The organism is Janthinobacterium sp. GW823-FHT03B06 (assembly GCF_058796955.1).
Genome location: NZ_JBXAJE010000010.1, coordinates 72,799 through 89,783, shown reverse-complemented (window position 1 = coordinate 89,783; position 16,985 = coordinate 72,799). Strand labels below are relative to the sequence as shown.

The window sequence follows — 16,985 nt, the reverse complement described above, 5'->3', positions numbered from 1 at the left end:
GGAAGGGCACGTTAATTTGACGCGGCAGTTTGCGAGGAATTGACTTGGGGCAGCGAATGGCGCAGCGTCGTCCGCATGAACAGCGAACGCCGTGTCTGATCAGGAAGGCCATGCCGACGCGCTAAGTAACCCCCAATAAATTATTGTGATTTCTGACTGCCATAACCGGCGCTCTGCGGCGTTGCTCACTGCTAGCAGTGCCCGCACTGCGTCGCAGCGAGCGCCTTGCATAGCATCCGGTTCTGTTCGTCATAAATTCACACTAATTTCCCGAGGATTACTTAGAAATTGCCGACAAGCCGTTTGCTTCTTACGTTTGCTTATTACGTTTGCTTATTACGTTTCACGACATCGCCGCTACCCGTCAAGAACAGCCGCAGGTAGTTCGCTCGAATTTACTCAAGCGTATTGCGCCTGCGCCATGCAATAAAACGGCCCAGTGCGGCGCCCGTCATGACCGAGATCAAAAGCCAGCCTTTGACCTCTGCCTCATCCTGAGAAATAACCATCCAACTGCCCATGCCAACGACGAAACCTGCCAAGCCGCCGTAGCCGATGTACATGCGCCGATCCAGATTGTCCACGGTTTGTTGCAACGCTTCAGGACGGGCAATTGCTTCCTGTATAAGGATGGTTCCACATTCGAGGCAACGTGCACTCATGGCTGAATTTTGGGCATTACACACTGGGCAGGTCATCGGCGGCCGAAAAGAAAAGTGGTTAATTGATATAACGTGGCCGAGGATAAAATTTCCAAGAGGCAACTTATATAATATAACATGCCTGTTAGCTGTTTTTCAAAAAATGGTCCGCCAACCGTAATGCGATACCGATATCTGAAACTTTGGCATGGCACCATATTTATTTCCACATCAGCTTGAATAACCCAAGCTTGCACCCTGGCGCTTACGCGAATGTGACAATGTGTGATGTTTCCATGTGGAAAATTTGCTATCGTTGATGGCATTCCTTCCTTATCTTCAGATTGAATCTGATTAAAACCATCCTCTCAATGAAAAGAATATCAACTGCTTTCCTTATTTATCTGACCTTCTGCTCCGCTCTGGCCTTTGTTGACTTCGATTGGGATGCGGAAAACGAACAAGCTGCAAAGTCATCAATCTATAAGCAGACGCTCTACATGAACAACGTCCAACGACAGGCATATATAGACGACCTCGAAACCATCCATTCTGCGGGCATGATGGGGGGAGTAAACGGCAGACGCCTGCATGGAAATGAGGCCAGCGATATTCACGATTTGGCGAACCAGATTCGTCAAAAAACAGGGAGGAACATCGTTGAATTTCCCTCCAAACCGTTTGGCGAGGCCATTTCCAGCTTTTTCAAAATCCCATTTATATTATTGATTAATAAATAGAAAAAACGTTTACTTGGGAATATGGCGTCGATGCGTCAAAGCAGGTGTGGAAGCCTTCCAGCACCTGCTTTGACATACGGCATGCCCGAGTTCATCCCAGCATGCGGCGCGCCGGTTGCGCAGCGCGGCGCGGGGCCGTTGCGGGAGCCGGCAAGCCGCCCGCCACCTTCAATGATTTTTCCTTGGCATCGCCGCGCAGGCGGAATACGGCCACCACATCGACCAGTTCGACGGCGCGGTCCTGCAGCGAGGATGCGGCGGCGGCCGCCTCTTCCACCAGGGCCGCGTTTTGCTGGGTGACCTGGTCCATTTGCGAAATGGCCTGGTTCACTTGCTCGATGCCGGCGCTTTGCTCGTGGCTGGCGTTGGCGATGTCGCCCATGATGTCCGTCACGCGGCGGATGCTGGCGACGATTTCTTCCATTGTCGCGCCCGCCTGGTCGACCAGCGCGCTGCCCGTGTTGACTTTATCCACGGAATCCTCGATCAAGCCCTTGATTTCCTTGGCGGCCGCTGCCGAACGCTGCGCCAGGTTGCGCACTTCCGTTGCCACCACGGCGAAGCCACGGCCCTGCTCGCCCGCGCGGGCCGCCTCGACGGCCGCATTCAGCGCCAAAATATTGGTTTGGAAGGCAATGCCGTCGATCACGCCGATAATGTCGGCGATCTTCTTCGCCGATTCATTGATCGAGCCCATCGTACCGACCACTTGCGCCACCACGGCGCCGCCCTTGCGGGCCACGTCCGAGGCGGACACGGCCAGCGAGTTCGCCTGGCGCGCATTGTCCGTATTCTGGCGCACGGCCGAGGTCAGCTCTTCCAGGCTGGAGGCCGTTTCTTCCAGCGACGACGCCTGCTGCTCCGTGCGCACGGACAAGTCCGCATTGCCGGCGGAAATCTGCGCGGCCGCCACGCTGACCGTATCGGCCGAGGCGCGCACGGTGGCGATCACGCCGACGATACGCTCCAGAAACTTGTTGAAGGCGGTGGCCGTGCGGCCCACTTCATCCATGCGCTCGACGGGCATGGCCGCGGACAGGTCCAGCGAGGCGCTGACCCGCTCCAGCGTATGTTCGATATTGCCCAGGCCGCCACTGATGGTGCGGTAGATATGCCAGGCCAGCGCGCCCGTCAGCAGCACGGCTACGCCCAGCACGGCCAGCATGGTGTTGAACGCCGTGTCGTAGGCGGCCAGGCTTTCCGCTTTGACATCGTCGACCAGCTTGTTGTTGTAGGCGATATGGTCATCCATGCTCTTTTTCGCGGCGGCGGCCGTGATGGCCAGCGGCGTGCCGGCCAGCAAGGTGGCGCGCACGCCATCCATGTCGCCCGCGTAGGCGGCGGCAAAGAATGGCACGAGCGCGCGGCGGTACGCTTCCATGGCGGCCTGGTCGGCGTCGAGCATCTTGCTGTCCGTCGCATCGTACAGGCGCTCGGCGCGGTAGGTGGCGATGACCTTGTCGAAATTCGTGTTGGCGTCGGCCACGGCCTTGTCCAGCGCCGTCTTGTCGGCCAGATTCGAGAACACGGACAGGCGATAGCCGGCCAGGCGCGAATCGGCCAGGAAACCCTTGGCCGCATTCAAGCCCTGAATGCTGGGAATGATGCGGTTTTGCACGGTGTCGAAACGTTCCTGGGCGCGCTGCAGCTGGATGGCGCCGCCGGCGCCCAGCAATAGCAGGGCCAGCAAGGCGATGGTGAGGGTCAGAATGAGTTGCTTGGTGATATTCATGGTGTTTCACAGTAAAAAGGTGGCCTGGCAAGGCCAGGCGGGATGAGTAGCTGCCGATCAGGTGGCCGGGACCGGTGGCAGACGGCGCGGGCTTAGGCCGCCAGCGGAGCTGCGTCAGGCGTGCGGCGCAGCAAGTCGCCGTGCTGGCGGCAAAACGCCAGGCCCGCCTTGTGGCCCACGTCGAACAGCAGCTGCATGTTCGAGCTGGACCAGTCCAGGGTGTCGGGCCAGTGCTGTTCCGGGATGCCGCCCATCAAGTCGAGCTTCAGCAGACGCCGCTTGGGCTGGCCCGTGCGCGCATCCGTGTTGTGCTCGAGCTCAAACAGGCGCAGCTCGCTCTTGGAAATTTTCACCAGCGGCGTGATGATGGAGCGCACCCAGGCGTCGTACAGGTTGCGCGGCTTGCGCAACAGGCGCTCGTCGCCGAGGATGTCGAGGATGACCAGGGTGTCGGCGTCATGGTGCTCGCCCTTGCCTTCGATAAACGGGTCGAAATTGAGCGTGTCGAGGGCCGCGCCTTCGATGTAATCGTCGCCGTCGATGGTCGTCGGCGCATACAGGAAGGGAAACGACAGCGCGGCGCGCACGTGGATGGGCTCGATCTCGTGCTTGCCCCAGATTTGCATGCGGTGCTCGCTGAGGTTGTAGGCATTGATGTAGAAATCGGGGCGCATGCGCGCCACGCCCGAGAAATCGACGGCTTTTTCGAGGAAGGGCAAATGCGCGCACAGGCCCAGGCTTTTCGCGGACAGGTCCGATGGCGACAGCGACGACACCATCAGCTTGCCCCAGTCCGACCAGGCCGTGGGCACGCCCGCAAACGTTTGCTGGAACGCCTGAAAAAAAGGATTGTTGGCCGGCGGCTGGAAAGCGTCGCGGAAGGTGCTCGCGTGCATGCCCGGCTTCTGGAATACCTTGTAGTTGATCGGGATCATCTTGTAGATGCTGTCGGCCACGCCCGTGTCGGCCCAGCTTTGCAAGGCCTGGCGCGGCGTGGCCTCGTGCGGCGTCGTGTAAAGCAAACCCATCAGCACTCCCGCGCCGGACGCGGAAATGACGTCGAACTCGATGCCCTCATCGAGGAAAGCGGCCAGCGCGCCGGCGATCAGGGTGGAATTTGGTGCACCGCCACCCAGCAGCAAACCCGTTTTGCGGGCCGGTTTCGCGGTCGCGGCTGGCGCCGGATCCGGCGGCGTCGTCATCACTGTCTTCATGCACACTCCCTGAACGGAACGGGGCAGTCACCCCTTAATTGTTGGTTACTACACGCTTATGGCGCCTAATCCTGCACATGTCCCGGCAACCGCCGAAGCGATGCAATGTTGCAGAAACAGATATGAAATTAACATAAATAAATTCCTTATGGCAATTTCAATAACGTATGACTGGTATTCAGGAAGGGCATAAGCTGATGTTGTGCGGCATTGCTTGATGCGGCGCAGCAAATATAAATTTAGCGGATTAGGATTAATCGCTTTGGGGTAGGAATATTCCCCAACCCGCCGCCAGCGCGGGGGCCAGGGGTATCAGGCGATGGATGCAGGGTCGGGAGGGGACGCGGAAAAATGCAGGTGGGTACACAGATGGTCAACAAAGACACGGATTTTGGGCGACAGGTGGCGGCTCGACGGCCACAGCACCCAGAACTTGCTCGAGTACAGCAAGCTGTCGGCCAGCACGGCTTGCAGTTCACCGCGTGCGATGGCGTCGCGCACGATAAAGTCGGGTAAATAGGCGAGGCCCACGCCCTGCGTGGCGGCGCCGATCAAGGCTTCGATATTGTTGCAGGTCAAGGCGGTCGGCAAGCGCAGCTCGCCGCCGCTGTCGCCCTCGGCGCGCTGCAGCGCCCATTCCTGCAACTTGCCCGTGGTGGGGAATTTATAGCGCACGCAGGCGTGCCCTTCCAGCGCACGCGGCGTGGCCGGCACGCCATGGCGGGCGAAGTACGCGGGAGAACCGACGATGGCAAAGGCAAACGGCCCCAGTTCGCGCGCCATCAGCCGCGAATCCGTGAGCGTTCCGCTGCGCACGGCCACGTCGACGCCCTCGGCCACCACGTCGACCAGGCGGTCGTTGAAATCGAGGTCGAGCTCGATCTCCGGGTACTGGCGCGTAAAGTCGGCCAGCAGGGGCAGGATGATGCGGTAGCCGATCACGGGCAGGCTGACGCGCAGCTTGCCGCGCGGCGCCTCGGCCAGGTGCGACAGTTCCGCCTCGGCATCGCCGAGGTCGGCCAGGATGCGCTGGCAGCGCTCGTAAAACAGCGCGCCCTCGTTGCTCAGGCTGATGCGCCGCGTGCTGCGGTTGAGCAGGCGCACGCCCAGCTTTTCTTCCAGCCGCGCCACGCTCTTGCCCACGGCCGAAGCCGACACGCCGAGCAGCCGCCCGGCCGCCACATAACTGGAAGTTTCCGCCGCGCGCACGAAGGCGGCAATGCCGTTCAAATTATCCATGCGACCTCAATTAGGGAATATTTGTCCGTTATGAGTGGATTTTCAGCCACTTTCTCATGGATTGCATCCATATTATCATCGAATTCCCTCTTTCTGGAATCATTCCCATGGATACGAATCACCGCATGCAGCCTGCCTCCGCGTCCCGGCGCGCCTTCGTGCTGGCCGCCGTCTGCCTCGCTGCGCTGTGCATGCCGCTCAGTTTTACGGGGCCGGCTATCGCCATTCCCGCCATCGCCGCCGACCTGCGCGGCACGCCGCTGGCGCTGGCCTGGATCACAAATGCCTTCATGCTCAGCTTTGGCGGCTGCCTGATGGTGGCCGGCGCGCTGGCCGACCGTTATGGCCGCAAGCGCGTGTTCTTGCTGGGCATGGCTGTGTTTTCCGCCGCCGCGCTGGCCTTGGCGGCCGCGCCCGCCATCCTGTGGCTCGACGTGCTGCGCGCCGTCCAGGGCCTGGGCTGCGCCATGGCCCTGTCGAGTGGACTGGCGGCCCTGGCTCAGGAATTCGACGGCCCGGCCCGCGCGCGCGCCTTCAGCCTGATCGGCACGGCCTTCGGCGCGGGCCTGGCCTTCGGCCCCTTCCTGGCCGGCACCTTGATCACGCACACGGGCTGGCGCGCCATCTTCATCGTCACGGCCGTGGCCGGCCTGGCCGCCCTGCTGGCCGCCGCGCGCGCCATGCGCGAATCGCGCGACCCGCAGGCGCAAGGCGTCGATTGGCCCGGCGCCCTGACGTTTACGGGTGCGCTCTCCCTGTTTACCTATGGCTTGCTGCAGGCGCCGCACAAAGGCTGGGCCAGCGCCGCCAGCCTGGCGCTGCTCGGTGGCGCGGCCTTGCTGCTGGCCGCGTTCATCCGCGTGGAGCGGCGCGCCGCGCGGCCCATGCTGGACTTGACCCTGTTCCGCCTGCCCGCCTTTGCCGGCGTGCAATTGCTGGCCGCCGCGCCCGCGTTTTCCTTCGTCGTGCTGCTCGTATTGCTGCCGGCCCGCTTCATCGGCATCGAAGGCTACAGCCCGCTGGAGGCGGGACGCATGATGATCGCCCTGTCCGCGCCCATGCTGGTGCTGCCGGTCCTGGCCGGCCTGGCGGCGCAACGCCTTGCCGCCGCGCACATCTGCGCCAGCGGCCTGCTGCTGGCGGCGGGCGGCTTGCTGTGGCTGTCGACCTGCGCGCCAGGCCAGTCGCCCACCAGCTTGCTGGGGCCACTGCTGCTGATCGGCTGCGGCATCAGCCTGCCCTGGGGCTTGATGGATGGCCTGGCCATCAGCGTCGTGCCCGTCGAGCGGGCCGGCATGGCGGCCGGCATCTTTAACACGACGAGGGTGGCGGGCGAAGGCCTGGCGCTGGCCATCGTCAGCGCGCTGCTGGGCACGTTTACTGTCGCGGCGCTGGGCCACGCCGACCTTGCCGGCATCGGCGCGGAACAGGCGGCGCACGCGGGCTCCTTCCTGGCGCTGGGCGAGCTGCGCCATGCGGCCACCCTGCTGCCGCAGGCTGGCGCCGCCGAACTGGCGCAAGCGTACGGCACGGCCTTCCGCCACTTGCTGTATGTGCTGGCCAGCATTACGACGACCTCGGCCCTGCTGATTCTGGTCTTCCTGCGGCATCCTGCCCTTGCCGCAACGGACTCGACCACCCTGCCCGCCTGCGACACTCCCTCCTGATCTCCTCCTGCCATACACGGCGGCGCCCACGCGCCGTCGCCCGCCTTTGATGTTTCTCCGCAACACCCACAAAGTTTCCGAACAACGCCAAGAACAAAACGAGTTTACTTATCAAAGCGCTTTGAACTATACTCAAAGCGCTTTGAAAAATAGTTAAAGCGCTTTGGTTGTGCAAAGTCATGCGCGCCGATCCCACATCTATAAAAACACTGGAGACACAATGAACAAATTTTTCTTGAAAGCGTTGCCAGCGGCAGTGCTCATGGCCTTGAGCGCGTCGGCCCAGGCGGCCCTGCCGATCGACTTCGGCGGTTACATCCGCTCGGGCATCGGTACCAGCAGCGAAGGCGGCAAGGAAGCGTGTTTCGGCCTGGCCGGCGCCTCGTCCAAATATCGTCTGGGCAATGAGTGCGAAACCTACGGCGAGCTGAAATTCGGCGGCGAGGCCTTCAAGGCCGCCAACGGCACCACTTTCCGCATCAATACCCTGGTGGCGTTTTCCGTGAACCAGAACCAGGACTGGGAACAATCGGACCCGTCGTGGCGCGAAATGAACGTGGTGGCGGACAAGATCGGCACGGGCGCCTTCGCCGAAGCGCGCGCCTGGGTCGGCAAGCGCTACTACGACCGCCAGGACGTGCACATCACCGATTACTACTTCTGGAATAACAGCGGCCCTGGCGCCGGCCTGGAAAACATCGACCTGGGCGCGGCCAAGCTGGCCTACGCCATCGTGCGCACGGCCGACGACGGCGACAGCAAGCGCATGGGCCTGTCCCACGACTTGCGCTTCTCCGGCATCAAGGTCAATCCGGACGGCGAACTGACCTTGGGCCTGCAATTCAACCAGAAACGCAACGCGCAAGGCGCAGCCCCCATCGCCAGCGGCCACTTGCTGACCATCATGCATACGCAAGGCAATCTGCTGGGCGGCTTCAACAAGGTGGCACTGCAGTACGGCAAAGGCAGCGCGGCCAACACGGGCGGCTTCAGCCTGGGCGCCAGCAAGGATGACAAGGTCGTGCGCCTGACGGAACAAATCATGATCCAGCCCAAAGGTTCCTGGTCGGGCATGGGTACCTTCGTCTACGAAGACAAGGAAACGGCAGGCGTGAGCAGCAAGTGGACGTCGATCGGCGCGCGCCCCGTCTACCACTTCACGGACAACTACAGCCTGGCCGTGGAACTGGGCCACGACATCGTCAAGCCGGAAGGCGGCGAAAGCCGCAACCTGACCAAGCTGACCTTCGCGCCGCAACTGTCGGCCGGCAACAGCTTCTGGTCGCGCCCCGTGCTGCGCGCCTTCTACACCTACGCCAAATGGAACAAGGCAGCCCAGTCGGCCGCCGCGGCGGAATCGGCGCTGTCGTCGACGGGCGTGTTCGGTGGCAAGACCAATGGCAGCTCGATGGGCTTCCAGGTGGAAAGCTGGTGGTAATCGCCGGCATCTAGAACGTCGGCAAGCGTCCCCGGACGCTTGCCGGTGGCAGCAACACCGCCCGCATTTCGGGGCAGGCAGTAACCGGACCCACCATTTCGCCGCTGCACGCGATGGCCGGCAGCTTCAATGTAGTGATTCAGCAGTATCCTCTTTTAGCGCGGGCGCCCCTGGGTTTGCCCGCGTATTTTTTTGGGCGCCGCCGCCGCAGGTCATACCCCTGATCATTCCGGCATTTATCAGATAAACTACCCTTCATCGCACCGCATCGCTCCCGACCCACCCCATACGCAGCATTCATGAACCTCAAAAATCTCGCCAGAACGCTAGGAATATCCGAAACCACCGTCAGCCGCGCCTTGAATGGCTATCCAGAAGTGAGCGAACGCACGCGCGAGCGGGTGCTGGCCGCCGCGCAGGCGGCCGGCTACCGCCCCAATCCCATGGCGCGCAGCCTGGCCGTGGGGCGTACGAACATCGTCGGCATCATCTACCCGCTGATGCCGAACGACCTGGCCGACCCCATGTTCATCGACATCGTGGGCGGCATGTCCGAAGCGCTGGAAGCGCAGCAGATGGACATGATGATCGCGCCCGCCTCGGCCACCAACGAATTCCACACGTATGAACGCATGGTCAAGGGCCGCCGCATCGATGGCTTGATCGTCGGGCGCACGAAACCGTTCGACGAGCGCATCGCCTACCTGGCGCAGCAGGGCATGCCGTTCGTCGCGCATGGCCGCACGCAGCTGAACCAGCCACATGCGTGGTTCGACTACGACAACGAAGCGGGCATGCGCCTGGCCGTCGAGCGCCTGGCGCAGCTGGGCCACCAGCGCATCGGCCTGATCAGCGCCACGCCAGACCTGAACTTCGTGCGCCAGCGCGTCGAGAGTTTCCAGCACGCCATGCAGGCGGGCGGCCTGGCCGTCGATCCCGACAATCTGGTCGACAATGCGCACGACCGCCGCGCCGGCTACCAGGCCATGCAGCGCCTGCTGGCCCGCTCGCCCCGCCCCACCGCCGTCATCGTCGATAACCACATGTCGGGCGTGGGCGCCGTGCGCGCCCTGCTCGACGCGGGCATCGCCATCGGCCGCGAAATGTCGCTGATCGTCTGGGGCGTGATGGAAGATTCCCTGGCCGGCCATAACGTCACCACCGTCGTCCAGCCCGACCCGCGCGGCGCCGGCGCGAAGATGATCCACATGCTGCTGGCCCTGATGGACGGCACGCCCGTCACCGACCTGCAGGAACTGTGGCCATGCGAACTGCTGCCAGGGGAATCGGCGGGACCAGTAGTCCGCGCCTGATTTCCCCTCGCACCGCGCAATCCGCGAAATACCGGGGTCAGTCACTGCGTGATCGGAATGCGCCCCACCGGGACGCATTCCCCCGGCGGGTCTGACCCCGGCTCTCCCGTCTTGTTGTCCTGAATCATCCTCATAAAAAAATCGTATGTCTGGCGCGTGTATCGCTTTACTTTTCAAAGCGCTTTGAACTATACTCATTTCATACCCAAAGCGCTTTGAATTTTAAAATAAGACGTTCGCCTACCAACCAGCAGCGCCGCCCTGATAGCCAAGGCTACAGGCACTTTTAAGAAAACATTCATGCCGACCATTCAGAACAATCTCGCCCACCTGCCCGCCGACTGGTGGCGCAGCGCCGTCATCTACCAGGTCTATCCACGCAGCTTCCTCGACAGCAATGGCGACGGCATCGGCGACTTGCCCGGCATCACCTCCAAGCTCGATTACATCGCCGCCCTGGGCGCCGACATCGTCTGGATCTCGCCCTTCTTCACGTCGCCGATGAAAGACTTCGGCTACGACGTGGCCGACTTCTGCGACGTCGATCCCATGTTCGGCACCCTGGCCGATTTCGACCGCCTGGTGGCGCGCGCCCATGAACTGGGCCTGAAAGTGATGATCGACCAAGTGCTGTCGCACTCGTCCGACGTCCACCCGTGGTTCGTGGAAAGCCGCTCCAGCCGCGACAATCCCAAGGCCGACTGGTATGTGTGGGCCGACCAGAAACCGGACGGCACGCCGCCGAACAACTGGCTGTCCGTGTTCGGCGGTTCCGCCTGGCAATGGGAGCCGCGCCGCGGCCAGTACTACCTGCACGATTTTCTCGTCAGCCAGCCCGACCTGAACTTCCACAACCCGGCCGTGCAGCAAGCGCAGCTGGACAATCTGCGTTTCTGGCTCGAGCGCGGCGTCGACGGTTTCCGCTTCGATTCCTGCAATTTCCCCTACCACGACCAGTTGCTGCGCGACAATCCGCCCGCCGCGCAGCGCGATGCGAGCAGCGTGTCGGCCATCAACCCGTACGGCATGCAGGCGCACATGTACGACAAGACGCAGCCGGAAAACATCGCCTACCTGCAGCGCGTGCGCGCCATCCTTGATGAATACCAGGCCATTTCCATCGGCGAAGTGGGTGACGACAATGCGCTGGCCACGATGGCCGCCTACACGGGCGCCGACAAGCTGCACATGGCTTACAGTTTCAACCTGCTGACGGCCGAGTTTTCCGCCGCGCATATCCGCAAGCAGGTGGAAGAATTCGAGGCGCAAGTGGCCGACGGCTGGGCTTCCTGGTCCGTGGGCAACCACGACAGCGTGCGCGTCATGACGCGCTGGGGTGGCCAGAACCCGTCGCCGTCGTTGGCCAAGGTGGTGCTGGCCGTGCAGGCGGCCTTGAAAGGCACGCCCTGCCTGTACCAGGGCGATGAACTGGCCCTGACGGAAGCGGACATTCCTTTCGAGGCGCTGCAAGACCCGTACGGCATCCCGTTCTGGCCCCAGTTCAAGGGCCGCGACGGCTGCCGCACGCCGATGCCATGGGTATCTGACGCGCCGCATGGCGGCTTCAGTTCGGCAAAACCCTGGTTGCCCGTGCCGCCCGAGCATCTGGCGCGCGCGGTGGATGTGGAAGAAAACGATGCCGGCTCGCCGCTGCGCTTTGCGCAAAACATCCTCGCCTGGCGCCGTACCTTGCCGCAGTTGTTGCGCGGCGACATCGTCTTCTTCGATGCGCCGGAACCCGTGCTGGCCCTGCGCCGCGACTTGCCCGGCCAACCGTCCGTGCTGGCTGCCTTCAACCTGGGCACGGAGGCGGTCACCTTCGCCTGGCCTGACGCGGGGCCAGCAGCCGGCCTGGCCGGTCACGGCTTGCCAGGCAGTAAAGATGGACAGCAGATCAGCCTGCCCCCGCATGGCGGCTGGTTCGGCACGCACGCTTAAACAGTACCCTTTGGCGGCCATGCCGCCAATTACAATAACGAGCCCCGCGCATCAGCGGGGCCAAATTGAGAGAACGAGGACGACATGGCTGGACTGAAGTTAACAGGCCTGAAGAAGGCATATGGCGACGTGCAAACCCTGCACGGCATCGACCTGGAAATCGCCGATGGCGAATTCATGGTCTTCGTGGGCCCGTCGGGTTGCGGCAAATCGACCTTGCTGCGCAGCATCTGCGGCCTGGAAGAAATCAGCGGCGGCGACTTGTTCATCGGCAAGACGCGCATGAACGACGTCCCGCCCGCCAAGCGCGGCATCGCCATGGTCTTCCAGAGCTACGCTCTGTACCCGCACATGAGCGTGGCGCAGAACATGGCCTTCGGCCTGAAACTGGCCGGCATGAGTAAAGTACAGATCGCCGACGCCGTGCAGCGCGCCGCGCAAATCCTGCGCATCGAACCTTTGCTCGAACGCAAGCCGAAAGACTTGTCGGGCGGCCAGCGCCAGCGCGTCGCCATCGGCCGCGCCATCGTGCGCAAGCCCGACGTCTTCCTGTTCGACGAACCGCTGTCGAACCTGGACGCCTCCTTGCGCGTGCAGATGCGCATCGAACTGGCGAATCTGCACCGCGAATTGCGCTCGACCATGATTTACGTCACGCATGACCAGGTCGAGGCGATGACCCTGGCCGACCGCATCGTCGTGCTCAACGCGGGACGCATCGAACAGGTGGGCGCACCGCTCGAGCTGTACCACCATCCCGCCAACCTGTTCGTGGCCGGCTTCCTCGGTTCGCCCCGCATGAACTTCCTCAAAGGCAAGATCCACAGCTATATCGACGGCGTGGCCACCATCGCCACCAACGCGGGCGGCATGCTGCAGGCGGCGTTGACGCAGCCGCTGGCCAGCGGTATGCCCGTCACCGTCGGCGCGCGCCCCGAGCACGTGCAGGCATGCGCGCCCGGTGCCGCTGCCGCCATCACGGCCACCGTGCAGGCGGTGGAAAAACTGGGCGACATCAGCTATCTGTATGTGCACGTCCCGGGCGGCGACGAGCCGCTGGTGGTGCGCGCCGATGCGGATACGGACTGGGCGATTGGCCAGTCCGTATCGCTGCAGGTGGCGCCCGCCCGCGTCCACGTGTTCGACGAGCACGGCCAGACCCGCACCTGATCTATCCGCTTTAGGGGCCAGGCGCTACAGGCGCCGCCTGGCCTGGTTGCATCGTTTCAGCCTTGATACTCAACATAAACTTAGCATAAAAAAAGATACTGGAGATTGACATGTCCTTCACGCACCCGAAACGCAGCTTCATCAAAACCACCCTGATCGCCGCCGCCCTGGCCGGCATCGGCAACCTGGCCGCCGTCAGCATGGCGAACGCGGCCGAAGCAGGCACCCTGTTGATCTGGATCAATGGAGACAAAGGCTACAAGGGCCTGGCCAAGGTCGGCGAAGAATTCACCAAGAAGACGGGCATCAAGGTCGTCGTCGAGCATCCGGAAGATGCGCCGAACAAATTCCAGCAGGCGGCCGCCGCCGGCAAGGGCCCGGACATCTGGATCTGGCCGCATGACCGCATCGGCGGCTGGATCGACGCAGGCTTGCTGCAACCAGTAACGCCAAGCAAGGAAGCGCGCGCCGCCATCCTGCCGCTGGCCTGGAATGCCTTTACCGTGGGCGGCAAGACCTGGGGCTACCCGATCTCGATCGAAGCCGTCGCCCTCGTCTACAACAAGGACCTGGTGCCGACCCCGCCCAAGACCTTCGAGGAAATCGCCGCGCTGGACAAGAAACTCTCCGCACAAGGCAAGAAAGCCATCCTGTGGGATTACACGAATACCTATTTCACGTGGCCGCTGCTGGGCGCGGGCGGCGGTTTCCCGTTTGAAGTCAAGTCCGACGGCCGCTACGATGCAGCGAAAACCGGCGTGAACAATGCCGGTTCGCAAGCCGGCGTGAATGCGCTGATGAGCCTGATCAACAGCGGCGCCATGCCGAAGGGCGCGGGCTACGCGGAGATGGAAGCGGGCTTCAACCAGGGCAAGATCGCCATGATGATCAACGGCCCATGGTCGTGGGACAATGCGCGCAAATCGAAGATCAATTACGGCGTGGCAACGATTCCTACCGTGGCAGGCAAGACGGCCACCCCATTCGTGGGCGTGCTGGGTGCGATGATTTCGAAAGCCAGTCCGAACAAGGACCTGGCGACGGAATTTCTGGAAAACCAGATGCTGCAGCTCAATGGCCTGAAAACCATCAACGCCGACGTCCCGCTGGGCACGCCAGCGAACAAGGTGCTGTTCGCGGAATTGAAAGCCAATCCGAACATCCAGGCGACGATGGAAAGCGCCCAAGCGGGCCGCCCGATGCCGAACAATCCGGAAATGGGCCGCTTCTGGTCGTCGATGCAATCGGCGCTGGAAAACATCACCCAGGGCCGCCAGACGACCAAGGATGGCCTGGATGCGGCGGCGAAGCGGATTACGACCGCCAACTAATTAGCTTTAGGTAGGTCGGATTAGGCCCGAAGGGCCGTAATCCGACAAACATTGTTGGCGGCTGATGTCGGATTACGCGGCGCAGCCGCTAATCCGACCTACGCCACCACGCTTGACATCCAGCATCCATCTTCACAGGTATCCCATCGTGCGCAAGTTTATCGGCCCTACGGTATTGACCATCAGCATGGCGCTGGGTCTGTATCTGCTCTTCATGTTGTACATTTCCGGCCAGACCATGCTGGCCGCCGTTTTCCTCGGCTTGCTGACCCTGACGACGTTTGTCTTCACGTCGCCGCGCGCCTATGCCTACCGTTATCTGTTTCCCGGCATCACGGCGGTAATCGTCTTCGTGCTGCTGCCGATGGTGTACACGGTGTCGATCGGCTTTACCAATTTCAGTTCGCGCAACCTGCTCACCTATGACAGGGCCACGCAATACCTGCTCGACGAGACGCAGCGCGTGGAAAGCGCCGGCTATGCCATGACCGTGCATGCCGACAACAAGGAATACCGCTTGCGCCTGGAAAGCCCGGACACGGGCGAAGTGCTGCTGACGCCGCCGCTGGCCCTGAAGCGCGCCGTCCCGCTGAAGGTGGACGTGGCGCCGGCTGACCCCGTGCAGGCGCCCGTGCTGGCCCCTGCCCTGCCCATCAAGGACATCATCGCCCTGCAAAAGGACTTGAAGCTGCTCACCCTGGTCCTGCCGAACAGGATCGAGCTGCGCATGGTGGGCTTGCGCGAATTCGGCCCCGTCGCGCATGTCTACAAACAATTGCCGGACAAGACCCTCAAAAAAGTCGCCACGGGCGAACTCGTGACGCCGAACTTCAAGACGGGCTTTTATGAAATGCCGGACGGCACGAAACTGGAACCGGGCTTCAAGGTCAATGTGGGCTTTGCCAACTTCGTGAAAATCTTCTCCGATGAAGCGTTCCGCGGCCCCTTCCTGCGTATTTTCGTCTGGACCATCGTCTTCGCCCTGATCAGCGTGGCCACCACGACGGGCCTGGGCATGGTGCTGGCCGTTCTGCTGAACTGGGATGCGCTGCGCTTCCGCGGCCTGTACCGCACCCTGCTGTTCCTGCCATACGCTGTGCCCGGTTTCATTTCCATCCTCGTCTTCAAGGGGTTGTTCAATAACAACTTCGGCGAAATCAACCTCGTGCTCGACGCCCTGTTCGGCATCAAGCCCGCCTGGTTCTCGGACACCACGCTGGCCAAGGCCATGATCCTGATCGTCAACACCTGGCTCGGCTACCCCTACATGATGGTGGTGTGCATGGGTCTCATCAAGGCGATCCCGTCGGACCTGTACGAAGCGTCGGCCCTGGCCGGCGCGGGACCGCTGACGAATTTCTTCAAGATCACCCTGCCGTTGATCATCAAGCCGCTGACGCCGCTGATGGTGGCCAGCCTGGGTTTTAATTTCAATAATTTCGTGCTGATCAGCTTGCTGACGGGCGGGCGTCCCGATTTCCTCGACACAACGTTACCGGCCGGCACGACGGACTTGCTCGTGTCCTACACCTACCGCATCGCGTTCGAGGATTCCGGCCAGAACTTTGGCCTGGCCGCCGCCATCTCGACCCTGATCTTCTTCCTCGTGGCCGCGATTTCGCTGGTCAACATGCGCCTGACGCGCATGAACAAAGCATAAAGGACAGCATATGGCTATCGTTGTCGACCGTTCCAACCGCTGGCGCATCCTGGCGGCCCATATCGCCGTGATCGCGCTGATCGCGCTGGTGATGTTCCCCTTCCTGATGATCTTGTCGATTTCTTTGCGACCAGGCAACTTCGCCTCGGGCAGTTTGATACCGCCCGAGATCAGTTTCGAGCACTGGCGATTGGCGCTGGGCATGTCTTACCAGGCGCCCAACGGCGCCCTCGTCGAGCCGGACTTCCCCGTGCTGCTGTGGCTGTGGAATTCCATCAAGGTGGCCAGCATGAGCGCCACCGTCACCGTACTGCTGTCGACCACCTGCGCGTATGCGTTTGCGCGCATGCAATTCCGCTTCAAGTCGCAGACGCTCTCCGCGCTGATGCTGCTGCAGATGTTCCCCGCCGTGCTGGCCCTGGTGGCCATCTACGCCATCTTCGACGTGCTGGGCAGCTACGTGCCATGGCTGGGCATCGACCACCACGGCAGCCTGGTGCTGGCCTACACGGGCGGCATCGCCCTGCATATCTGGACCATCAAGGGCTACTATCAAACCATCCCCGTCGAGATCGAGGAAGCGGCCAAGGTCGACGGCGCCACGCAGTGGCAGGCCTTCGTCTACGTGCTGCTGCCGATGACGGTGCCCATCCTGATGGTGGTGTTTTTGCTGTCGTTCATCGGCGCCATCATCGAATACCCGATCGCTTCCGTGCTGCTGCATGAGCAGAACAACCTGACCCTGGCCGTCGGCTCGAAACTGTTCCTGTACGAGCAAAAATACCTGTGGGGCGACTTCGCCGCGGCGGCCATTTTGTCCGGCTTGCCGATCACGGCCGTGTTCCTGCTGGCGCAAAAATGGATGATCTCCGGCCTGACGGCCGGCGGCGTGAAGGGCTGAC

The 16,985-nt window shown here is 62.1% G+C and carries 13 protein-coding genes; 9 read left to right on the top strand and 4 right to left on the bottom strand.

Going from position 1 to position 16,985, the window contains the following annotated elements; translation table 11 throughout:
- Positions 1-395 precede the first annotated feature (395 nt).
- Positions 396-662 (bottom strand): hypothetical protein, encoded by a 267-nt coding sequence (locus AC1RBA_RS25295; RefSeq protein ID WP_162995614.1) that lies wholly within the window; start codon positions 660-662, stop codon positions 396-398.
- 350 nt (positions 663-1,012) lie between these two features.
- Here AC1RBA_RS25295 and AC1RBA_RS25290 point away from each other — a divergent pair, with 350 nt between their 5' ends.
- The gene (locus AC1RBA_RS25290; protein ID WP_070289735.1) at positions 1,013-1,381 is read left to right on the top strand and encodes a hypothetical protein; all 369 of its coding nucleotides are present in this window, start codon (positions 1,013-1,015) and stop codon (positions 1,379-1,381) included.
- 91 nt (positions 1,382-1,472) lie between these two features.
- On the opposite strand, the gene AC1RBA_RS25285 is transcribed toward AC1RBA_RS25290, so the two are convergent.
- The 3 genes from AC1RBA_RS25285 to AC1RBA_RS25275 all read right to left on the bottom strand — a co-directional run bounded on the left by AC1RBA_RS25285 (position 1,473) and on the right by AC1RBA_RS25275 (position 5,566).
- On the bottom strand, positions 1,473-3,113 hold the full coding sequence (locus AC1RBA_RS25285; protein ID WP_070311955.1) for a methyl-accepting chemotaxis protein: 1,641 nt from the start codon (positions 3,111-3,113) through the stop codon (positions 1,473-1,475).
- Between the two features lie 92 nt (positions 3,114-3,205).
- Positions 3,206-4,327: a patatin-like phospholipase family protein gene (locus AC1RBA_RS25280; RefSeq protein ID WP_409026680.1), complete on the bottom strand. Its 1,122-nt coding sequence runs from the start codon at positions 4,325-4,327 to the stop codon at positions 3,206-3,208.
- A gap of 312 nt (positions 4,328-4,639) precedes the next feature.
- Entirely contained in the window at positions 4,640-5,566 is a 927-nt protein-coding gene (locus tag AC1RBA_RS25275) for a LysR family transcriptional regulator (protein ID WP_492420097.1), read from the bottom strand.
- Between the two features lie 107 nt (positions 5,567-5,673).
- On the opposite strand from AC1RBA_RS25275, the gene AC1RBA_RS25270 reads away from it, so the two are divergent.
- The 8 genes from AC1RBA_RS25270 to malG all read left to right on the top strand — a co-directional run bounded on the left by AC1RBA_RS25270 (position 5,674) and on the right by malG (position 16,984).
- Complete coding sequence (locus tag AC1RBA_RS25270) at positions 5,674-7,233, top strand: MFS transporter (protein ID WP_492420095.1); 1,560 nt, start codon at positions 5,674-5,676, stop codon at positions 7,231-7,233.
- Positions 7,234-7,453: 220 nt separating this feature from the next.
- Positions 7,454-8,671 (top strand): maltoporin, encoded by a 1,218-nt coding sequence (locus AC1RBA_RS25265; protein ID WP_070218271.1) that lies wholly within the window; start codon positions 7,454-7,456, stop codon positions 8,669-8,671.
- A gap of 299 nt (positions 8,672-8,970) precedes the next feature.
- Positions 8,971-9,984, top strand: coding sequence for a substrate-binding domain-containing protein (locus AC1RBA_RS25260; protein ID WP_070289745.1), 1,014 nt, complete (start codon positions 8,971-8,973; stop codon positions 9,982-9,984).
- A gap of 300 nt (positions 9,985-10,284) precedes the next feature.
- Complete coding sequence (locus tag AC1RBA_RS25255) at positions 10,285-11,922, top strand: alpha-amylase family glycosyl hydrolase (RefSeq protein WP_492420094.1); 1,638 nt, start codon at positions 10,285-10,287, stop codon at positions 11,920-11,922.
- Between the two features lie 84 nt (positions 11,923-12,006).
- A complete protein-coding gene (locus tag AC1RBA_RS25250; RefSeq protein WP_070218274.1) occupies positions 12,007-13,092 on the top strand; it encodes an ABC transporter ATP-binding protein in 1,086 nt (361 codons plus the stop codon).
- Positions 13,093-13,202: 110 nt separating this feature from the next.
- Positions 13,203-14,423 carry a maltose/maltodextrin ABC transporter substrate-binding protein MalE gene (gene malE / locus AC1RBA_RS25245; RefSeq protein ID WP_230506261.1) on the top strand — a complete coding sequence of 407 codons (1,221 nt, stop codon included), beginning with the start codon at positions 13,203-13,205 and terminating at the stop codon, positions 14,421-14,423.
- 148 nt (positions 14,424-14,571) lie between these two features.
- A complete protein-coding gene (gene malF / locus AC1RBA_RS25240) occupies positions 14,572-16,083 on the top strand; it encodes a maltose ABC transporter permease MalF (protein WP_071654406.1) in 1,512 nt (503 codons plus the stop codon).
- A gap of 10 nt (positions 16,084-16,093) precedes the next feature.
- Positions 16,094-16,984 (top strand): maltose ABC transporter permease MalG, encoded by an 891-nt coding sequence (gene malG / locus AC1RBA_RS25235; protein WP_492420093.1) that lies wholly within the window; start codon positions 16,094-16,096, stop codon positions 16,982-16,984.
- The last annotated feature ends 1 nt before the right edge of the window (position 16,985 follow it).